Genomic DNA, 21,081 nt, shown 5'->3' on the forward strand with positions numbered 1-21,081 from the left:
TTCCCTTCATTTCTGATTGCTTCTTATAATATATGCTGCCTTGGCCATTTCGAAATCTTTCATATCATCAATATCAACTGCTGAAATCCATGACAAAGGATAAAAGCTATGATTCTTTCCATAGAATGTATTTTCTTTCAACAGCTCATTACATTTTGCTATCCAAATCGCTCCCGTAGGACAGTACAAATCACTTAAATCTTGGGATCTTTTATGATAGGCCTCATTAAAAATTCGTTCAGGCATGAGGTTATCATCTAATTTTACTGCCCACCAAGGGTTCATCCACCCAAATTTAAAACAGCTAATTTGGAAATCTAACCCACTAGTTATATAAAATTCATATGCTGAAACAATATCATTGCTATTTCTAAGTGGACAATTAGCCATTAGCTGAACGACATTTTCATACTCCTCTTTGAAATAATTCATCGATTGTTTCAGTGCTGCAATCGTAGCCATACTTACTGGGGAATAATCGTCTTCAAACTCATTTCTAAGAAACGGAACCTCTGCTCCAAAAGCTTTTGAAACGGAAGCAATTTCTTCATTATCAGTACTCACAATGATTCGATCGAAAATATTTGCCTGAACGGCAGCTTCTATCGTCCAAGCAATCATCGGCTTGTCAAAAAAATCAATGATATTCTTTTTCGGTAACCGCTTGGACCCCCCTCTAGCCGGAATGATGGCAATATTCTTCCTACTTACCATACAGACCAGCCCCCATCAACAACAAGATTATGTCCAGTTATACCTGCTGAATAATCTGAGGCTAGAAATTGCACAGCTCCTATCACTTCTTCTTCTTTTAGCATTCTCCCCATCGGGCAAAGCCTTCCATATTTTTTTTTGAAATCCTCGTTAACACGGCCTTCAACACCGCCAAAGGATATAGTATTTACTTGAATTTTTCTATCAGAAAGCCGGACTGATAATTCTTTCGTAAGGTGGATTAATGCTGCTTTGGCAACACCATAATGAATAGGGGACTGATTATGAAAGTCTTCATAGAGTGATGGATTCGGCGGGACTATTCCATACATGGATGAAATATTAATAACATTCTTTAATATAGATTGTGTATGACTAATAAATTTCATTGTTAGGTTATATGGAACAATGACATCTAAATTGAATTCTCCATGCCAGTTTTCGTATGGTACATATCCGTTCTCCATCTTTAAATAATCTATATTTCTAGCATTATTTATAAGAACGTCGGGCCAAGTTTCATTCTGCTCACACCATTTGATAATTACATTTGCAGCACTTTTATCCTCTAAATCTACCTGTATGAAATGGAATGAATCGAGATATTCCTTTTTATCTAGTTGCTCCAAAAACTCCAATACGTTCAGGTTACTTCTCGATGTAATGACTACTTTACATTGCTGTGATAAAAAAAACTTAACGAACTGCTTCCCCACTTTTCCTGTACCGCCAGTAATTAATAATGTTTTAGCCATCATGATTCCAAACCTCTTTCAATCATATCGACTACCTTCATAACAAACCCTTGATTAATTGGAGGATCTTCCTTTTTAATAATATTTATAAAGTGCTGTAATGCTTTCTTAAAAGCGTAAAATGTGTCTTCAAATACAAGCTCTTTGTAACCTTTTGAGCCAAATAATCTAATTTTAATTGGGGATGGACTTTCTCCTAATGTCGAGATGGTTGTAACTAAATGACTATCCCAGGTATAAGTAATGATATGTTTATTATTACTTATTGTTTTGTTCACTAATTTAATTTCCCCTTGATCTCCAATGATCTTTAAGACTGGTTCAATTATATGAATGGAATATTTTTCCCAACTTTTCATAATACATGCTTCGACATATTCTAAATTGCCGATCTCTGTTTTCATTTTGTCTGTTAATTGGAACTCTTTTGCGTACCCTAGAGCAGAACATGTAAATATTTGGCCTTTATATTTTTGCAATGAAAAAATTTTATTAGCTTGCTTTTTATTGATGGCAATGGGCTTATCAATATAAATAGGTAAACCTGCTTTCAAAAAAGGTTCGCTTATTTCAAGATGATGTTCATAATCATCTCGCGCCAGAAGAATCCCATCCACTTGACCAATCATATCTGGGTAATGTTCTACAATATGTTCTATGTTGCTTGACTTGGCCACATGCTTAGAGATTTCTTTATCCTGAGTCCAAATATATGATACTTTTCCCTCAAATATACTATCTTCTGGGAATGACTGTTTAGATAAATAGTCTGGTATAACAGGAAAGGGACAATCTTTCATATATGCATCATTGAATCCATTAAATATTGCTGACCATGAATACGGATGACCATTTCCATCACTCATTCCAATTACACCCAGCTTTAATTCTTTCACCTTACCATCTCCTTGGATCAATTAAATCGGGGTTGTTTATTGATAGTAAATGAACATCATCCTCTATCACTATTTTCTTATTATAAGATTCCAGAATTTCTTTCAGCTGTTGAACATGATTTACACCAACAATCATATAATCGATTTCTTTTATGTTATTGACAAAGTGGATGGCTCCATCTAGTTTTGTAAGTTGATTTTCCTTTAAAAAATTCTCATATTTTTTAAATATTGCAGTATTATTGGTAAAATGCGGAGGTAGCTCTTTTATTTGGGACAAAAGAATCCCTTGTAAAAAAATTGATCTAGCATGAATCTCTATTTTTCTATTTTTTAATTCAACTAAGTAATTATTTACTAAAAATCTTTGATCAAATATATTAATTGGTATTTGCACTAAATCAAAATCATAATACTTCAATAAAAAACCAATGTCTTCTCCATCGTATACTGAAAAGCCTATCTTCCTTACATAGCCTTGCTTTTTCAGGGATTCTAATTTTTGAAATAGTTTTTCTGCATTTTTCTTCCTCATATCATGGATGTTGTGTATATAAATTCCTTCTAAACATGTTTGTTTAAGATTCTTTAATGATTGAAAAAAAGTGTTTTCCAAGACATCAATATCCTGTTCTCCAATTTCACAAGAATTAAAATGCGGTGTTTTCGTATTTATGATGAAATCATGATTAATAAGATTACCGATTACTTGCTCACTATTTCCATATGAAGGGGCCGTATCTAAATGATTGATCGAATTTTCTTTTGCATAATCCAGTATTTCTTTCACTTCTTCAGCAGGAGTCATTCCTGAATGATTCGTTATACCGTAGTTAAGGCCAAATTGCACTGTACCTAACGATAGCTTCATTCATCATCCTCTTTCTTCCCGTATGCCTTAAAATAAATCGAACGAAATTGGTGTTCCTTTTTTTATTTCCTCTTTTGCTTTTCTTCCTACTATTAAGTCGTAATATTTAGGAGGGAGTCCCAATCCTGGCCTTATAACTTTAATACAATCTTTAGTAAAGGTCTGTCCTTTTTTAATATCAGCTGAAGCATAAATCGATCTGCGATATTTTAAGGATGTTTTTTCTTTTTCAGTCGGACCATATGTTACGTTTCCAAGTGCCTGCCATGCTCTTTCTGTTTCAATTACAAGTGTTTTCATTTCATCTGGCTCCATCGAAAAGGCGGAATCCACTCCTCCATCTGCTCGAGATAGAGTAAAGTGTTTTTCTATTACTGTTGCACCTAAGGCAACACTCGCGACTGCTACACCCGTTCCCATTGAATGATCAGATAATCCAACCTGACAATTAAACAGCTCTTTCATATGGGGAATCGTTAAAATATTCGTATTTTCTGAAGTGGCTGGATAAGTACTCGTGCATTTTAACAAAATGATGTCTTTACAACCCGCATTACGGGCTGCACTTACAGTTTCATCTAATTCTGCTGCTGTAGCCATTCCTGTAGAAATAATCATCGTTTTACCTGTAGAGGCCACTTTTTTAATTAATGGGAGATCGTTATTTTCAAAGGATGCTATTTTATACATTGGAACATTTAGATTTTCTAGAAAATCGACAGCTGTTTCATCGAAGGGCGTGCTGAATGGAATCATGCCAAGCTCAAGACATCTATCAAAAATAGGCTTGTGCCATTCCCATGGGGTATATGCTTGCTGATATAGGCTGTAAAGAGAATTTCCTTTCCAAAGGTTATTAGAATCATTAATAAAAAAATCACCTTCATCAATATTTAAGGTCATCGTATCAGCAGTATAAGTTTGTAATTTAAGTGCATCAGCACCCGATTTTGCTGCTGCCTCTACAATAGAAAGTGCCCTTTCCAAAGAGTGATTATGGTTGCCCGACATTTCTGCAATAATAAATGGTTTACTATCTCTTCCAATCTGTTTATTGCCTATTTGAATAGTTTTCAATCTTCCATCTCCTTACTAATCAAAACAATTTTCATCAAAGTGGTCTAATACCTTCTCCCAGCCTATATTGGCAATTAAATCAATTATTGATAAATAAGGAGTAAAGCCACTACAACCAAATTGATGGTAGGTTTTAGGCGAATAGTTCTGATATACTACCTGTATCTTGCTGTTTCGAAATAGAGATTCTTTTTCAATATACTCTTTTGAACCCATTGCACTTAAGTATTTTTCTGCTTCGAGATTTTGACAAATCTTCAATAAATACTCTGATTTTTTTCCAGTAACAGGTATTTCATTGCTCCTTAATATTTTTTTATTCATATTAAGTTTATGACAGATTTTATTGATAATAGATATATTAATCTCACATAAAAGGTCGCTTTCACCATCTAAAACCTCGGATATTTCTTGCCATACTTCCTTTCCAAATGGGTGATTATAATAGGCGTGAAACAAAGTATTCTTATGATCCTTCCTCCACTCCTGCTGGTCGTCAACCATAACCTCGGAAAGTTGCAAGCTTTTTGCATTTTTTGTTTTTACTGGAACAGTCAAATATTTTTCTTTTCCATGTAATAAAATCTTATTTCTCTGCTGCCAAGATCTTTTCGCAAATTGAACATCGTCTAGAAAAACAAATACATCGGAAGATTTAATCAAATTAAAATATCCCATCCATGGCAAATAAGTCGGCTGCATAATGGCAACTCTCACAATCGTCCTCCCTCATTTACCTTATGCCGATTTTCACTCCATCTTTGCACGTAAATATGCTATACCCTTCGTATAATTCTTTAAAATTTCTATTGAAAAAATGGCATGTTGTATATGTTCTTCCTTGAATTTTAACGCCGCCATATTTTTTTTGTGATTTAAACAGATGAAATAAAAATGTACTATCGTAATCTTCTGGACTAATGCTTACAAATTTATTGATTAAATTTTCATAATAAAGCTCTCCAACTAATAATTCTTTCTTATTATTCAAATAGTTTTTTACTGCTTGCTCCAATAATTCAGCCTCAATTAAACTTTCAAACTTCTCTTCAATTTCTTTATGAGAATCGTTTAAATCTCTGTATACCTTTCCTTTTGCTAGGAGATAGCCTTGATCAATTTTTTCGTTAATCTCATGTATAGACACCCATAGCTCCTTTTCCCCAAGCAGAAAGGCCCAGGAAATAGGATGTCGGCTTCTTATTGAAGGCAATTTTCCATAGTGTATATTCCAAATGCCATTTTTAAATGATTGAATATGCATTTTATTAAAAATGAGCCCAAACCCGCAAGATATGCCTAAATTTTCATTAGTGTGAAATTGGATATCACCCTTTTTAGATACAAATTCAATTGGAATAGAGTGGAGCATTGTAAAATTATATAAATCTAAATTAAAATTTTCACTCTCACAAAAAACCTTTTTTATCGGTATCTTTCTGTTGATTATTTGAAGGATTTTGTAGTTGCTCCCAAAGAAAATTGCTTCTCTCATTAAACTCATATCGTTTTAGCTCCAATCTATTCAGAAGAAAATGTAGGACTGTATTCTCAATGAGTATTTCCGATACTTCCTTTGACTCACCCAAATAATAGACATAACCTTCTAATGCAAGGTCGTTTAATGCCTTCGTTTGGTTATCAGCCGTTGAAATGGTAATAGAAGGTAGCCCCATATACAATCTTTCATAGATGGAAATCCCTCCAGCACCAATAGCTAAATCGGCATCAGCCATTAACTGAGCTATGTTATTCACTTGACAAAAATAACGAAAGCTTCCAGTGTCACAAATCCTTTTTATTCTTTCTTTATGAGGATTGCCTTTTCCAACAACTACATCAATTTCAAGATCATGATTGGTTTTTATTTTTTTTAATGCATTTAGAGCCTTTTCAGTCTCGTTCGTTGGATCTGCTCCACCAAAGGAAATAAATATTTTCCTTTTCTTTTTAATCTTGTCTATAGCCTTCTTTTCTGTGATCATAAATTCAGGGCGAAGCAAAACATAATCTGGTCCTAATAATTTTATGCAACGCTTCGGCACCAATGAATCATACCGACTGTTGTAGTCATGATAAAAATTTTGGTCTAAAATAACATCACAGAAATGGGAGCGATTTGCCAAATCATCTATTACCATTATTTTATTTACATGTTCTTTTACTTCTTTTTGCCATCTACTATCAATTCCATAATGGTCTATAATGATCCAATCAATGGGTTCATGAAGTTCTTTAAAAATATGAATCGTTTGCTTAGCATCGTTTTCCCATGATGTACCTAACCATGAACTGTCTATTTTTTTTGAATTAGCTGTTTCTGTGCTGTTTATAGATGGGAGCAGCCGTACTTGGTAGCCTTTTTTCATGATGAAGTCAATCATGTTTCCTTGAAATTCCCGACATATAAATATGATTGAACTGCACTGGTGTTGTTTTTTAAGTTCATCAGCAATTATTAAACATCGCATGACATGACCAGTTCCCATTTGGAAGGAAGCATCAACCCGAAAAACATATCTCATTTTTTACCGCCTTACGTGAATTTGCTTTTATACTCATTTATTTCCTGTAAAGGGTGATTGTCTTCTGTACAGCTCTTATTACGTCTTCTGCATCTTGTTCAGTCATGCTTGGGAATAATGGGAGTGTGATCATTTCGTTATATAACTTTTCTGCTTTTGGACATAACCCTTTTTCATAGCCAAGCTCCTGGTAATACGGGTTTAAATAAACAGGAATATAATGCACGTTTACGCCAATATTTTGTTTTTGCAGTGCCTCGAAAATTTCTCGTCTGCCAGCAGAAAGTAAGTGAAGATTTAGTCGGATAATATATAGATGCCAGCTTGATTCAGTGTGCTCATGTTGAAATGGGAGGATGATTTCTGGCATGTTTTTGAACGCTTTATTGTACATATCTACATATTTCTTTCTCAATTCTATGAAGCGATCAATTTTCGTTAATTGACTAGTACCTAAAGCAGCCTGGATATCAGTCAAGCGATAATTGTAGCCGAGAAATTGCATTTCGTAATACCAAGGACCTTCATCCTTTTGGAGTTTTTCCTTATCCCTTGTTATTCCGTGGGTCCGAAATTGCATTAGTTTATCAAAGTACTCTTTATTATTTGTTGTAATCATTCCGCCTTCACCCGATGTTATATGCTTAACTGGATGAAAGCTGAACATGGTCATATCACTAAGAGCGCCAATTTTTCTTCCCTTATAGGCTGCTCCTAGAGAATGGGCAGCATCTTGAATAACGATCAGATTAAATTCCATCGCAATATTCAAAATCAGGTCCATATATGCAGGCTGACCGGTAAAATCAACAGGGATAATGGCCTTCGTTTTACTTGTTATTCTATCTTTAATAGAGGCTGGATCGATATTGTATGTTTGTTCATCAATATCAGCAAAAATCACCTTCCCTTTTTGATACAAAACGCAATTTGAACTTGCCGCAAATGTCATAGGCGTTGTGATCACTTCATCATCTTCTCCGATACCTGCTGCAAAACAGGCTGCGTGCAAAGCTGCAGTACCATTTGAAAAAGCGACCGCATATTTTGCGTCGACGTATTGCGCTACTTGTCTTTCAAATTCAAGTACATAAGGACCAGTTGTTAAAAAATCCCCCTTTAAAACGTTTACGACTGCCTGAATATCATCAGCATCAATCCACTGTCTTCCATACGGCAAATAGGAGTCTCTAATATTGCCAAAATGAATATGATCCCCCATTTAATCAGCCCCCACGTCTTTAACAAGTGCATTCAATTCTTCCACTGTCAACCATTCCGTATTTCGATCACTTCTATATTCAAATCCATCATGGAGCTGTGTACCACCCTTAACAAATTCAGGTGACCACCATGGAAATTCTGGCTGAATAAGATAATATGACTCGAACTCCACTGTTCGTCTCGCATCGTCCTCTGTAATCATTGTTTCATGAAGTTTTTCTCCAGGACGAATTCCTACCACTTCTATCTGACATTCAGGTGCTATTGCTTTCGCTAAATCCTCTACCTTCATACTTGGGATTTTCGGAATAAATATTTCTCCCCCATGCATTCGTTCTAAACTATCTAGGACAAATTGAACCCCTTGGTCCAATGTAATCCAAAAACGGGTCATCCTTCTGTCGGTAATCGGCAGTTTTCCAGTATCTTTTAATTTTTTGTACAAAGGAACAACACTACCTCTGCTCCCGACTACGTTTCCATAGCGAACTACTGAAAATTTTGTATTTTTAAAACCTACGTATGAATTACCAGCTACAAAAAGTTTATCTGACGCTAGCTTCGTTGCCCCATAAAGATTAACCGGATTTGCCGCTTTATCAGTGCTAAGCGCAATTACCCGCTCAACTCCTTTGTCAATGGCAGCTTCTATAATGTTTTGAGCGCCATATATATTCGTTTTAATAGCCTCAAAAGGGTTATACTCACAAGCACCTACATGCTTTAAGGCAGCAGCATGAATGACTATATCAACACCATCAAATGCACGATACAAACGGTCCTTATCACGAACATCCCCTATAAAAAACCTTAGTCTTGGATCTTTGAATTCTTGGGCCATTTCGTATTGTTTTAACTCATCACGGCTGTAAATAATCACTTTTTTTACATTCTTTTCGAGGACTTTTTGTATAAAATTTTTCCCAAAAGATCCTGTGCCGCCTGTTACTAAGATTGTCTTACCTATCATTCTTTCCATAGGAATCCTCCACAATAGCTTTTTTGATGTTTTCTATCACTCTATCTTGATCATCAAAAGAAAGATTCGATCCTGATGGAATACAAATACCACTATTAAACAATGAAACAGAAAAGTTCTCTTTTTCAAAATGATCATAGCATTGGCAATCCTTAAATACTGGCTGTAAGTGCAATGGTTTCCAAATTGGTCTGGCTTCAATATTTTGCTCACTTAAAAACCTTATTAATTTAGATGGACTCATACTATTATCTGTGTTATTGATTGTAAAAGCCGTTAACCATCTATTGGACTTTGTATCCTTTAATTCAGGCATAAATTTGATACCTTTTATACTTCCAAGCTTTTCTTCGTATCTTTCAAAAATATTTCTACGTAAATGGATGCGTTCATCTAGTCCTTTAAGCTGAGCCCTTCCTATCCCAGCTAATATATTGCTCATACGATAGTTATAACCAATGTATTTATGCTCGTAATGAATTTCAGGCTCCCTTGCCTGTGAGGCTAAAAATCTTGCCCTGTTTAATGCGTTAATATCATCAGATACAAGTGCTCCTCCACCTGATGTTGTAATGATTTTATTGCCATTAAAAGAATAGATTCCAAATTCTCCAAAGGTCCCTGTTTGCTTCCCTTTATATAAACTTCCCATTGATTCAGCTGCATCTTCAATGATAGGAATGTTGTAATGGCTGCAAATACTTATAATTTCATCTAACTTTGCAGGCTGACCAAATAAATGAACAACGATCACAGCCTTAGGCAATTTATTATTTTTCTTCGCCTCAATTAAAGCTTTTTCTAACGCAGTCGGTGATAAATTCCATGTTTCTGGTTCAGAATCGATAAATACAGGGGTGGCGCCTTGATAAATAATAGGATTTGCACTTGCAATAAACGTTAAAGTTGAGCAAAAAACGATATCCCCTTTTCCAACTCCTAGTAAATTGAGTGCCAAATGAATAGCAGCCGTACCAGAGCTTAATGCTACTGCACCTTTAGACCCTGCGTAATCGGCAATTTCTTTTTCAAAGCTGTCTACGTTTGGTCCTAACGGGGCAACCCAATTGGATTCAATTGCATGATTTATATACTCTTGTTCATTTCCAGTCAAATGGGGTGTGGAAAGTAAAATTTTTTTCAACTGTTTACACCTCTAAAAAGTTTGTATTTAAAGAAAATGTAAAACCAATTCTATTTTGATAAAACACTACGATAAGGAGGGAAGAAGTTTTGATTAAAAGACTCATGGTTTGAAGCCATTTCATTTATTTGATCAAAAATCTCTTGATTATAAATCTTTGTCCCTAAGTAGTATGAATAATCGGGACAATTTGAAAATGATGATTTAAATCGGTATAAGCCATCATTTTTAAATTGGTGTCCTCCTCCTAGATGAAGAAATTTTGCTCCTTTTTCCTGACAAAATCTGATCATATAATCAAATAATAAATTATTTGGTTTTAAATGCAGGTAATCATAATTAGAACCGCCAAATTGATAATGAGCAATTTCCTTTCCAATTAATAAAATTAATCCTGCAATCACCTTATTTTGATATTGGACAAATAGAAGAAATGATTCATACAATGTATCATCAGATAGTAATTCACAAAAAAAATCCTCAGAAAAAAAGTACATTTCAGCAGCGTTTTTTCTATTCATTGTTGATTCATATAAATGATGGAATTTCGCAATATTTTCCGTTGTTTTAGGCACAATTTCAGCAGACATTCCTGATTCTTTTGCTTTTTTAATATTTCTTTGATTATTTTTTGAATAGTCCATCCATATATCTTTGTATGGCTGTTTAAGATCGACAGCAATTGATTTTCCAATATATCGTATATCCATCACTTCTTTTACGTACTCTTTATTTTTATAAAGTGGGTGTAAACGGATAGTTTCGGTAATAATGTCATTTCCTTTGCAATATTTAGAAAATTCAGAGTAAAATTTTTTTATCTCTTCGTTACTTCCTTCGATATATGGACCACCATATCCATATGGTGTCACTATATCTTTTTGTTGTTCACCAAAGATAGAGATATCTCGTAAAATAAATGGGTATAAAATTTTTGTGTCATTATTCTCATAAAAAGCTGCTTTTGCCGCTCCTTGCTCAACCTTCGCGAACAACTGGGTATACTCATGACAATAAAATACGTCTAAATGTTTAAAATCTGCTAATATTCCATTCCATTCTTCTGCTGTATCTACTATCTTAAACATTTTATTGATTCCTTCTTTGTTTTGTTCATTTCCAGTGAAGTCGTACATTGTAGCATGACCTTCATGATGAATACCCTCCTTTTTTAGTACTTTCTTTAAGGTTAGGAACATGATCTTAATGTCTAACCAAAGACTTTGGTTTTCTACATACCAAACATCTAATTTGAACCTTTCTTCCCAGGTTAATTGATTTCTTCCATTCACTTGGACCCAGCCTGTTATTCCTGGATGGACAAGATGTCTTTTAGCCTGTTCAGAATTATATAGAGGGAGGTATTCCATTAGTAAGGGCCTTGGTCCAACTATACTGATATCTCCTTTTAAAACATTAACGAGTTGGGGTAGTTCATCAATACTATAATTTCTCAGCCATTGCCCGAAAGGAGTAAGCCTCATTTCATCGGGTAATAAGTGACCATTTTCATCTCTCAAGTCTGTCATGGAGCGAAATTTATATAAATAAAAAGGCTTTTCTTTATATCCAGGTCGAAGTTGTTTAAAGATGATGGGAGATCCCAATTTCATATAAATCATGAATGATATGATAATAAATACGGGGGATAGGACGATTAGTAAAAAGAACGCTAATAAAAGGTCAATGCATTTCTTCATAAAAACATCTCCATTAAATACTAGTTGTTGATTAAAGAGCTTTTAAGTTTTACCTCCTAATACCTTTGACCTTGCAATGTATAACAGCTTTTTTCTTAGTTCCTCTTTTTGCATATTATTATAAGTTGAAATCAATACTTCAATCAGATCAATTTCAATAGGACCGGCTTTTCCAACATAGATTTTTGAATGGACTTGTTTGTCAATCATTTCATCTGTTGATAGAAGTTCTTCAACCAATTTTTCACCAGGGCGTATTCCTGTAAAAACAATACTGATTTCATCTAGTTTGTATCCTGATAATCGAATTAAATTCTGAACGAGGTCTAGTATTCTTACCGGTTCTCCCATATCTAGTATAAAAATTTCTCCGCCTTTCGCTAACGCGCCAGCTTGAATAACTAATCTGGCCGCTTCTGGAATGGTCATAAAGTATCGAACCATATCCGGATGTGTCACTGTTACTGGACCACCTTTTTGAATTTGTCTGATGAATAAAGGTATGACACTTCCTCTACTGCCTAGTACATTACCAAACCTTACTGCTACAAACTTTGTTCGGCTTTTTTCATTAAGATCCTGAATAATCATTTCTGCCAGCCTTTTTGTTGCACCCATTACACCTGTTGGATTTACAGCTTTATCTGATGAAATCATGACAAAGTTACTTACTCGATGAACATGAGAGGCTTCAGCTAAATTTTTTGTTCCAATCACATTATTCTTGACAGCTTCTTCTGGATTCCATTCCATAAGATGTACGTGTTTATGAGCAGCAGCATGATAAATCGTATCAGGCTGATATTTTTCAATGATTTCAAATATCTTCTCGCGATCTTGAATATCCGCTATTTCAGGAATAATTTCAAAGTCATTCTCGAACTTTTCTCTCATTTCCAAATCAATATGATAAATACTGTTTTCACCATGACCTAATAAGATAATTTTGGAAGGTTTAAAATTTGCTATTTGCCTGCAAACCTCTGATCCAATTGAACCACCTGCTCCAGTTACTAAAATTACTTTGTCGGTAATTGAATCCGAAATGCTTAAATCATCAAGGATAACAGGCTCCCTGCCTAATAAATCATTAATTTGAATATCACGTACTTCATTAAAAGTGCTTTTACCTTCCACAATATCTTCAAGCATTGGCATTGTTTGTGTTTTTACGTTTGTTTTTACACATTTGTTTAGAATCTCATTTAGATGTTGTTTCTTTAAAGAGGGAATTGCGATGATTATGTGTTCAATTTTTAGTTTCTGTACAACCATTTCAATATCTTTCGCTGAACCAACAACCGGAACACCGTAAATTTCAAGTTTTTGTTTATGCGGATTATCATCAATAAAGGCTACAGGATAAAATTTTTCAGAACTATTGGTAATAAAGTGCCTGACTAACAACGTACCTGCTGATCCTGCACCAACAATTAATGTTCTTTTCTTATTAGAATTATCTATTACTAACCGATTCAAAAATATTTTCCAAATGAAGCGTGATCCACAAATAAGCATCGAAAATAATAACCAAAATAATAAAAGCGGGCGAAAACTGGTATCTGCATTTACTATTGTTTGAATGACAAAAAAAATAAACATTGATAAAGTAGTAACAAGAATAATCTGCGTTACATCTTTTACACTTCCATGCTCCCATGCTTTTCTATGCAGCTTAAATCCGAATGCTATGAGGAAATAGATAAATGAGAAAAGTACTATTGGTATAACTTCATCTTTCTCCATCAGTCTTAAGTAATCAAAAGGATTTGTTGCTGTATCGTTTAATAGCCAACGACTAAAGATAAATAAACCGATAATAAGAAAAAGATCTCCTAAAATAAAAAGAGAAAGGCGATACCGGTAAGACAATGCTGTAGCCCTCCAATCGAATAACTATTTCTCTTTTTTAAGGGTTGATATAATGAAGGAAATAGTATTACTGCTTAGAATATGATGTAGTACATCATTCATAAAGATTGGTAGTTGTTGTTTATAATAGAATATGACTACACTTCTTTGTTAAGAACATCTTCGATTATTTAAAACCAAATTATTCCTTAAACACATATATACCAATGGAATGTTTGGACTTTATAAAGAATCACGATAGTACCTTTTTCAATTAATACATATAATTAATCCTTTCAAAATTTAATTTCATGTCATTCATTCTTAAAAAAAAAAAAAAATCCGCTACCAATGTAATAGGCAGAGGAAATCTTAAAATCAGTAATATCATCTTTTCACTTTATCTAATCTCTCTCACTATCATAAACGCTTCTGCAGCTTTCACTCCAATATGACTCCCCCAATAATTAGCATGAAATCTAATAGATTCTGGAGATCTCGGATGAGGGTAATCTCTCATCTCGCTCTTATATTGAGTAAGTGCTTCTAGCTTTTTATCCAAGAAATCAGTAATGTCTACATACATATTAGGCATAAAAGCTGTATGTCCCCGTTGAATATTCCACTCTGTTGAAGAAGGAGTATTATAGCAGATTACTTTCTTTATCGAAGAACCTGCCGCTGGGCGAACAGCTACCATCGTAGATTCAAAAATAACACGGTGATCTTTGTTAACATCTCCATAGAAGTGTGTGTATACAACTTCAGGCTGAAGCTTATTGACGGCTTTTGTTATTGGACTATTTATCTCAATATGGGCCAGAGTATCCAGCTTCATGTCAGGTAAATTGACGAAGTGTACTTCAGAAAAACTTAAGATGTTTTTAACATTTGTAATTTCCCTTTTTTTTTGCTCAATCATTTCTGGCTGATCTTTATATTGAGTTGAAGAACCTTCTGTTATCATTAAGACATGTACTTCATCTCCTATGCTCGCATGCTTAGCAATCGTTCCGCCAAGACCCAGCAGCTCATCATCCGGATGGGCTGCAATCACCAAAACTCTCATAATTAATGACTCCTTAACTCAAGTAATTTTTATCCATATTGCTTCTTTAATATTTTTTTAAAGTTTGGCTGTGTTAAACATCCCTGTTGATTTCCGCTGCAGGCACTTAGCGATCGCGGGCGGTCCGGAAGCCTCCTCGTCGAAGAGCGCTCCTGCGGGGTCTTCCTTTGACTCGCATTTCCCGCAGGACATTGAATAAGCTTCCTAGAATAATCACCGCACGAAGAAAATGCGTTAGCATTTTCGAGGAACTCGCGCCTGCAGCGAGAATCAACAACAAAATAGTATTATCAACACTAAGCTTCCAACAGTCATAATTCAGAAATTAACTGAAGATCATAAAGCTTAGCTATAATAGGGGAAAGATCACTTACTGGTACATTAATAATATTGCTGATATCAATTAAATCATTGGTACCATCAGCGTAGGCAAGAAAGTTCACAATATTCTTCACCTCTTCTGGTGTTATTTTCAGACCAATTGTTGGATACAGCCCCCGCTTTCCAAGCTGAGGTTCACCTAAACAATTACTTTGATATTTTTCATTTATTTCCAATAATTCAATACAATCTTTTAATACATCGTAAGTTCCCTGTAGACCGTTTGGAGTAACCAAGTCTAAATTATCTAAAGAAGTATGGTATTCAGGATATTCCCCATATTTTGTCCGCATAATGCTAACTATTGGCAGATCAATTCCTGGACTGCAATATTGTCTTTCATCGCTTCCCCTTTGAAGAAAAGAGTATCTTTTATAATCTGGATGCTTATGCTTTAACACATTCAAGGAAACCTTATCTGCCAGTGTATTCCCATATCTAGACGGCAAGTAAGAATAACTTCTTTCATCTCCTGAACACGTTAAATTAAATCCAGCTATAACTCTCTCTTTCATTTTTTCTAAGTTTTTGCTCAAGTAAGTAATAGAACCAATTGTTTCTGGAATAAATATGATCCGGTAAGTATATTTTCTAGGCTTGCTCAATATCCATTTTGCAAGAAAAGTTGTTACGACTGGGCCAGATAATTCATTATTTGCCATAGAAGGGTGGCAAATATATGTAGACAGGAAAATTTCTTGTTCAGTATTTCCAGGTAATATTAGTTCACCATATGTTAAATGGCCATTCTTTAATTCACTATCTATACATACCCGATATTTACCTTCTTTCAAGATTTTCCTTTGATTATGAGAAATACAGAAGCCCCATCTTTCCTTATAGTATGAGGTAATATACGGAATTGCATCTGGTTGTTCTTCTATGGAGTATAAGTGTTGTTGCAATTCGTCTAAATCGACATATTTATCAACAGGAATGGAATAGCTAACAACATGAAGGTTATTGTCTTTGAAATCTATGATTTTATTTCCTTCCTCGTCAAGAATATATGCATCTATGATATTCCATTCTTTGGGTATTTCCCAATCGAATACTTTTGTACCGGTAGCAACTTCATGAATGGTAATTGGAATATGATTTTGAATGATTTGCAGCGTTTCTCTTACTCCATCTCCTGTGATACTGCGGCAAATTGGATAGAGCCTTGACATTAATTCGTACATCCAATTTCCTTCAGTGCTGTGATTCATCTAGGTCTCCTCCTAGTTCAATTTTCCTTCTAGAATTTAATATTATCTTTTTTTATTAAAATAATTGAATCTCAAACTAATGCAGTGGACTTATGACAATATATTCACAAAAAAATATAAAATGACTTTATGACATTTAGTCAAAATGCAATCATTATCGCTTACTATTTTTTTGCTCCTATTCCATTCTTTTATTTGCTTTTTAAAATTTTTAGTCAATTTAACCTTTATGGTTCATAAGATGTACTAATGCCTAAATGAAGATGGTCTGAAAACTATTTTCATAGCTATTAAGCTTAATCGTGAGAGGTGGAGTTACATATCATGAAAATTGCGATTCATCAGCCAAATTTCCTTCCATGGATTGGATACTTTGATAAAATGGACCAGGCCGATATATTTGTCATATTAGATAAAGCAAATCATTCAAACAGCAGCAATGAAACAAATAGGAATAAAATAAAAACATCTAAAGGCTCTTTATGGTTAACGGTGCCTTTAACAGAAAAAGTAATTCCTATAAATGAACTTAGAATAGATAATAGCCAAAATTGGAAAAAAAAACATTGGGAGACCATTCAGAACAATTATAAAAAGAGTATATATTGGAATAAGTATAAGGAAGGCTTTGAACAAATTTATAATACTCACTGGGAAAAACTTATTGACTTAAATCTTGCTTTAATTAATCATATTAAGGCTCTCCTAAACTTAAATACAGTTATAATGCTAGAGTCCGATTTTCAAACTAACTTTGGTAAGGGGCATACTAGGATTTTAAACATTGTTAAGCATCTAAATGGAAAAGTTTACTTATCCGGTACAGGTGCAAAGGCATATAATAATGAAAAAGAGTTCCAAGAAAATAAAATCCAACTCAATTATCAAGACTTTAAACACCCAAAGTATGCTCAAAGCTGGGGAGATTTTATCCCTAACCTTTCGATCATAGATATGATTTTTCATTGCGGTCCTGAAACTATTCAAATGATTAGAAATCAACGTTGTTAAAAAATCAATTTCGGATGATGGTTTCTTATCAATCTACCGTAACGTAACGAGGATGTCCGCTGCCATTTTTATTGGCAGTGTTTTTAGTTGTTTTAGGAAAATTTTATGTTGCTATATTTAGGGAGAATTATGTTGACAATGTAGAGATACTAATACTTCCTGGAGTGCGGAGAATAAAAATACCCCGAAGAGATGGCAGTCTCTCCGAGGTAATTAAACAAACTATGATTATTCAAAAAAAATAAAACCATTTTTTTATTTTCATTGTAGTAGGTTCTTCTCTATACATTCCTTTTCCATCAAGAAGTACTCTAGTATTTTCTAAAAATAAATTGACATAATCCGATCCTAACTCTTCATTAATTACCTCAAAAGCTTCATTCAATTTAAACGAGTTCCTAGATAAACGATGTGAGTCAGATGCAATAAAATGAGTTAAATTGTGAAAGATTAATTGTAAAGAGAAATTTTTAAGCTGCTTTCCATTTTGACCAATCAGATTAGAGGCTGTAATTTGAGTAACCGCTCCATTTTTTACTAATTCATGTAAAATATTCGGATTCTCTCTTATCTGATCATTTCTCTCAGGATGCACGATGATGGGTATGATTCCTTCCAATTGAATATTGAATAATAGTTGTTCAGCATAAGAGGGAACATGTGAGTCTGGTAATTCAATTAATAAATATTTATGTTGATTATTTAACGTCATAATTTTCCCTGCTTTATAATCTTTAAGAAGCTCTCCGTAAATTCGAGGTTCTTGACCGGGTAAAATGTTAACGGGAATTTTTTTTCTTTTTAAGTTCATATTCAGGATATTAACTTTTTCAAGAATACTGTTAGCCTCATTATTATGCCATTCAGTTTTATGATGAGGTGTTGCAAAAATAGTTGTTATTCCTTTACTAAATGCATGTTTAGCCATTCCAATGCTTTCAATAAGATCTTTTGCTCCATCATCAACCCCAGGGAGAATATGACAATGAATATCAATCACTATCTTCCCCTCCTCTGCTTGGAATAGAGTGAAACTTCAATCATTGGGGGTTTTCCGGCGCTCAAGACGTGTCGTTTTTGTTGGCCAGCCCGTTAATCTGCCACAAAATTTTTCAAGTGTTTGAGATTGATAGGTATGTTTAATTATTATGATCATAATAATACTCTTTATACTTTCCCTTTGTGTTGTTGAGGACCGCTCCTAGTATTCTGGCTTTTACATTTAGTAATAAAGATTTGGCCTTTTGTGCCTGTTCAATTTTTGTCTTACCAAAATTAATAACTAATATGACTCCATCACACTGATTAGCAAGTATTTGAGCATCAGTTACTGGAAGGATTGGTGGTGTATCAATAATAACAAAATCAAAATGTCTCCTAATCTCTGCTAATAGATCACTCATTGACTGTGAACTAAGTAACTCCGAGGGATTAGGAGTTACAGGTCCGCTAGTCAAAACATAAAGATTTTTTATATGTGTTGATTGTACAGATTCTATTAAAGGTTTATTTTTAATAATAACGGATGTTAAACCAAAAAAATTCTGTTTACCAAAAACGTTATGAACCATTGGTTTTCGAAAGTCGGCATCTATTAATAATACTTTTTTCCCTTGCTGTGAAAACACAACAGCTAAGTTTGAAGAAGTAGTGGTTTTACCTTCTCCAGGGGTTGAAGATGTTACCATAATGATTCGGTTTTCTCTTTCGATATTAGAATATTCAATATTTGTCCGAATGGTTCGGTATTGTTCAGATATGGGCGATTTTGGATTAAAAATTGTGACTAGTTTTCTTGTATTTATTTTTTCTTTTCCGTTAAGAAAATTCTGAATTTCCACAGACCCTTTGCTCCCTTCTAAAAAGAATTTTTCCTCTCCTCATCCTGAAAATCTTTAATAGTTTTCAATGGAATTGATCCCAATATAGGTAATTCTAAAAAAGATTTAATATCATTTTCCGACTTGATGGTATCATCAAAATATTCTAAAAGAAACACTATTCCAATCATCGCTAATAAACTAGCCGTAAATGTAATCAACATGTTTAATATCGGGCGAGGCTTAATTGGCTCTTGACTAGCTTCTACATTTGCAGTTGATAAAATTGTCACATTATCCACATTCATGATTACTTTTACTTCATTCTGAAAAACTCTTGCTATCGTGTTTGCTATTTCTACAGCATTTTTTTGATCCGTGTCTTGGACAGTAAGGTTCACTACTTGTGAGTTTTGTTCACTTGAGATACTGACTTGATCACTAAGTTCTTTTATCGATCTATCTAAATTCATTTCGTTCTTTACTAAATCTAAAATGGCAGGACTTTTGATTATCACTCGATACGTATTGATTAATTCTAGGTTTTCTTGAACATTTATCGTGCTGCCAGTCGGTTGTTCAGATTTCGTTTTGTTAATTAACAATTGAGTGGAAGATTCGTAAATTGGAGTTAAGAAAAGATAGCTTATTATTCCACTAATTAGAACTGACAATAATGTAATGGATACTACAAGTAATAAACGTTTACGAATGATTCTTAATATTTCTTGGATCCTTATGCTCTCTCCCATCAATACGACCTCCACATACTGATATTGAATAAGCCTGATGTATTCTCGATATCATATTATATTTATATGTATAAAATTAATGACCATTATTAAAAGAAAACTCCCAAATTTGCGAGCCCCGGAATGGTAAAACAATGGCATATTTGCATTTAAACTTATTCCTAAAAGTAAAACACAAAAGCCTCTAATAAAAGGGACGAGAAAAAATCTCCACCCTTCTATTAGAGGCATTATTATTAGAAAAAATAGTATTCTTGAAGCCCAGATATTATTCCTTCCAATATCTGAGATAAATGTCTTTCGACCATCATTACAATTTGGTTATTCTACAAAAACTCCCAATAATCAAGAGAATTAACAACATAGGTAGGCTTCTTTTCATATCCTGAAAGCAATTCCTTCGTCGTTACTCCAGTATGAACGAGTAATGTGTCCATCCCAGCATTCATTCCAGCTAAAATATCGGTATCGTAATTATCCCCAACCATGAGCGTTTCTTCTTTTTTCGTGCCAAGTACTTGTAAAGCTTGTTCCATAATGATCGATTCAGGCTTACCGATAAAAACAGGTTTCGTTTGCGTTGAAACAGTAATCACGGAAGTTAATGATCCGTTTCCAGGGAGAAGCCCTCTTTCTGTCGGGATCGCGATATCTCCATTTGTTGAAATAAAGGTAGCTCCATTACGAACTGCAAGGCATGCAGTTGCAAGCTTCTCATAATTAATTGTGCGGTCAATTCCAACCACAACATAATCCGCATGCTTCTCCGAAAATCGTAATCCCTTTTCTTCCAAAGCAGCTCTAATGCCTTCTTCTCCAATTACGTATACAGAAGCGTCATGCTTTTGTTCAAATATGTAATTTGCCGTTGCCATGCTCGTTGTAAATACTTGCTCATCTTCAGCAGATATCTTAAATTTTCTAAGTTTCTCTGCTACTTGGGCAGGTGTCCTTGAAGAATTATTCGTAACAAAGAGATACGGCAAATCAAGCTCACGTAGTTTATTAACAAAATCAGCCGCTTCCTTGATCAACTCTGTCCCCCGATACATCGTACCGTCTAAATCGATTAAATATCCTTTATATTTCATTCCTTATCAT

General features: G+C 34.2%; 20 protein-coding genes and 1 pseudogene. 1 reads left to right on the top strand and 20 read right to left on the bottom strand.

Annotated features, from left to right (window positions below; translation table 11 throughout):
- Window positions 1–6: 6 nt before the first annotated feature.
- The 16 genes and pseudogenes from FSZ17_RS19110 to FSZ17_RS19180 form a co-directional block, all read right to left on the bottom strand.
- Entirely contained in the window at window positions 7–714 is a 708-nt protein-coding gene (locus FSZ17_RS19110; protein WP_057773312.1) for an acylneuraminate cytidylyltransferase family protein, read from the bottom strand.
- Window positions 708–1,472, bottom strand: coding sequence for an SDR family oxidoreductase (locus FSZ17_RS19115; protein ID WP_057773313.1), 765 nt, complete (start codon window positions 1,470–1,472; stop codon window positions 708–710). The genes FSZ17_RS19110 and FSZ17_RS19115 overlap by 7 nt, the downstream gene beginning before the upstream one ends.
- Window positions 1,469–2,365, bottom strand: coding sequence for a Gfo/Idh/MocA family oxidoreductase (locus tag FSZ17_RS19120; RefSeq protein WP_057773315.1), 897 nt, complete (start codon window positions 2,363–2,365; stop codon window positions 1,469–1,471). The genes FSZ17_RS19115 and FSZ17_RS19120 overlap by 4 nt, the downstream gene beginning before the upstream one ends.
- A gap of 1 nt (window position 2,366) precedes the next feature.
- Window positions 2,367–3,236, bottom strand: coding sequence for an aldo/keto reductase (locus tag FSZ17_RS19125; protein ID WP_057773317.1), 870 nt, complete (start codon window positions 3,234–3,236; stop codon window positions 2,367–2,369).
- Window positions 3,237–3,263: 27 nt separating this feature from the next.
- The gene (pseI, locus tag FSZ17_RS19130; protein WP_057773319.1) at window positions 3,264–4,313 is read right to left on the bottom strand and encodes a pseudaminic acid synthase; all 1,050 of its coding nucleotides are present in this window, start codon (window positions 4,311–4,313) and stop codon (window positions 3,264–3,266) included.
- 15 nt (window positions 4,314–4,328) lie between these two features.
- Window positions 4,329–5,030 (bottom strand): WbqC family protein, encoded by a 702-nt coding sequence (locus FSZ17_RS19135; protein WP_057773321.1) that lies wholly within the window; start codon window positions 5,028–5,030, stop codon window positions 4,329–4,331.
- Between the two features lie 16 nt (window positions 5,031–5,046).
- Window positions 5,047–5,808, bottom strand: a complete 762-nt coding sequence (locus tag FSZ17_RS19140) for a formyltransferase family protein (protein WP_185150645.1) — start codon at window positions 5,806–5,808, stop codon at window positions 5,047–5,049.
- Window positions 5,723–6,838 (bottom strand): UDP-2,4-diacetamido-2,4,6-trideoxy-beta-L-altropyranose hydrolase, encoded by a 1,116-nt coding sequence (pseG, locus tag FSZ17_RS19145; RefSeq protein WP_057773327.1) that lies wholly within the window; start codon window positions 6,836–6,838, stop codon window positions 5,723–5,725. The genes FSZ17_RS19140 and pseG overlap by 86 nt, the downstream gene beginning before the upstream one ends.
- 37 nt (window positions 6,839–6,875) lie before the next feature.
- Window positions 6,876–8,060, bottom strand: a complete 1,185-nt coding sequence (gene pseC / locus FSZ17_RS19150; protein WP_057773328.1) for a UDP-4-amino-4,6-dideoxy-N-acetyl-beta-L-altrosamine transaminase — start codon at window positions 8,058–8,060, stop codon at window positions 6,876–6,878.
- On the bottom strand, window positions 8,061–9,041 hold the full coding sequence (pseB, locus tag FSZ17_RS19155; protein WP_057773330.1) for a UDP-N-acetylglucosamine 4,6-dehydratase (inverting): 981 nt from the start codon (window positions 9,039–9,041) through the stop codon (window positions 8,061–8,063).
- Window positions 9,022–10,185: a DegT/DnrJ/EryC1/StrS family aminotransferase gene (locus FSZ17_RS19160; RefSeq protein WP_057773332.1), complete on the bottom strand. Its 1,164-nt coding sequence runs from the start codon at window positions 10,183–10,185 to the stop codon at window positions 9,022–9,024. Before FSZ17_RS19160 ends, pseB begins: the two co-directional genes overlap by 20 nt.
- A 50-nt stretch (window positions 10,186–10,235) precedes the next feature.
- Window positions 10,236–11,273: a lipid II:glycine glycyltransferase FemX gene (locus FSZ17_RS24025; protein WP_322107619.1), complete on the bottom strand. Its 1,038-nt coding sequence runs from the start codon at window positions 11,271–11,273 to the stop codon at window positions 10,236–10,238.
- A gap of 12 nt (window positions 11,274–11,285) precedes the next feature.
- A pseudogene (locus tag FSZ17_RS23805) lies at window positions 11,286–11,885 on the bottom strand (sugar transferase); the annotation flags it as partial.
- A gap of 42 nt (window positions 11,886–11,927) precedes the next feature.
- Window positions 11,928–13,757: a polysaccharide biosynthesis protein gene (locus FSZ17_RS19170; RefSeq protein WP_057773334.1), complete on the bottom strand. Its 1,830-nt coding sequence runs from the start codon at window positions 13,755–13,757 to the stop codon at window positions 11,928–11,930.
- 379 nt (window positions 13,758–14,136) lie between these two features.
- Entirely contained in the window at window positions 14,137–14,805 is a 669-nt protein-coding gene (locus FSZ17_RS19175) for a PIG-L deacetylase family protein (RefSeq protein WP_057773336.1), read from the bottom strand.
- A 311-nt stretch (window positions 14,806–15,116) separates the two neighbouring features.
- On the bottom strand, window positions 15,117–16,397 hold the full coding sequence (locus FSZ17_RS19180; protein ID WP_057773338.1) for a DUF4910 domain-containing protein: 1,281 nt from the start codon (window positions 16,395–16,397) through the stop codon (window positions 15,117–15,119).
- A gap of 324 nt (window positions 16,398–16,721) precedes the next feature.
- Between FSZ17_RS19180 and FSZ17_RS19185 the strand changes: the two genes are divergently transcribed.
- On the top strand, window positions 16,722–17,408 hold the full coding sequence (locus FSZ17_RS19185; RefSeq protein ID WP_057773340.1) for a WbqC family protein: 687 nt from the start codon (window positions 16,722–16,724) through the stop codon (window positions 17,406–17,408).
- Between the two features lie 232 nt (window positions 17,409–17,640).
- On the opposite strand, the gene FSZ17_RS19190 is transcribed toward FSZ17_RS19185, so the two are convergent.
- The 4 genes from FSZ17_RS19190 to FSZ17_RS19205 all read right to left on the bottom strand — a co-directional run bounded on the left by FSZ17_RS19190 (window position 17,641) and on the right by FSZ17_RS19205 (window position 21,071).
- Complete coding sequence (locus FSZ17_RS19190) at window positions 17,641–18,408, bottom strand: tyrosine-protein phosphatase (RefSeq protein ID WP_057773342.1); 768 nt, start codon at window positions 18,406–18,408, stop codon at window positions 17,641–17,643.
- Window positions 18,409–18,547: 139 nt separating this feature from the next.
- A complete protein-coding gene (locus FSZ17_RS19195; protein WP_407643414.1) occupies window positions 18,548–19,249 on the bottom strand; it encodes a CpsD/CapB family tyrosine-protein kinase in 702 nt (233 codons plus the stop codon).
- 17 nt (window positions 19,250–19,266) lie between these two features.
- Window positions 19,267–19,980, bottom strand: coding sequence for a YveK family protein (locus FSZ17_RS19200; RefSeq protein WP_057773344.1), 714 nt, complete (start codon window positions 19,978–19,980; stop codon window positions 19,267–19,269).
- Window positions 19,981–20,306: 326 nt separating this feature from the next.
- A complete protein-coding gene (locus tag FSZ17_RS19205) occupies window positions 20,307–21,071 on the bottom strand; it encodes a TIGR01457 family HAD-type hydrolase (protein WP_057773346.1) in 765 nt (254 codons plus the stop codon).
- Window positions 21,072–21,081 lie beyond the last annotated feature (10 nt).

Origin of the sequence: Cytobacillus dafuensis (assembly GCF_007995155.1) — a bacterium.
Lineage (GTDB): Bacteria > Bacillota > Bacilli > Bacillales > Cytobacillaceae > Cytobacillus > Cytobacillus dafuensis.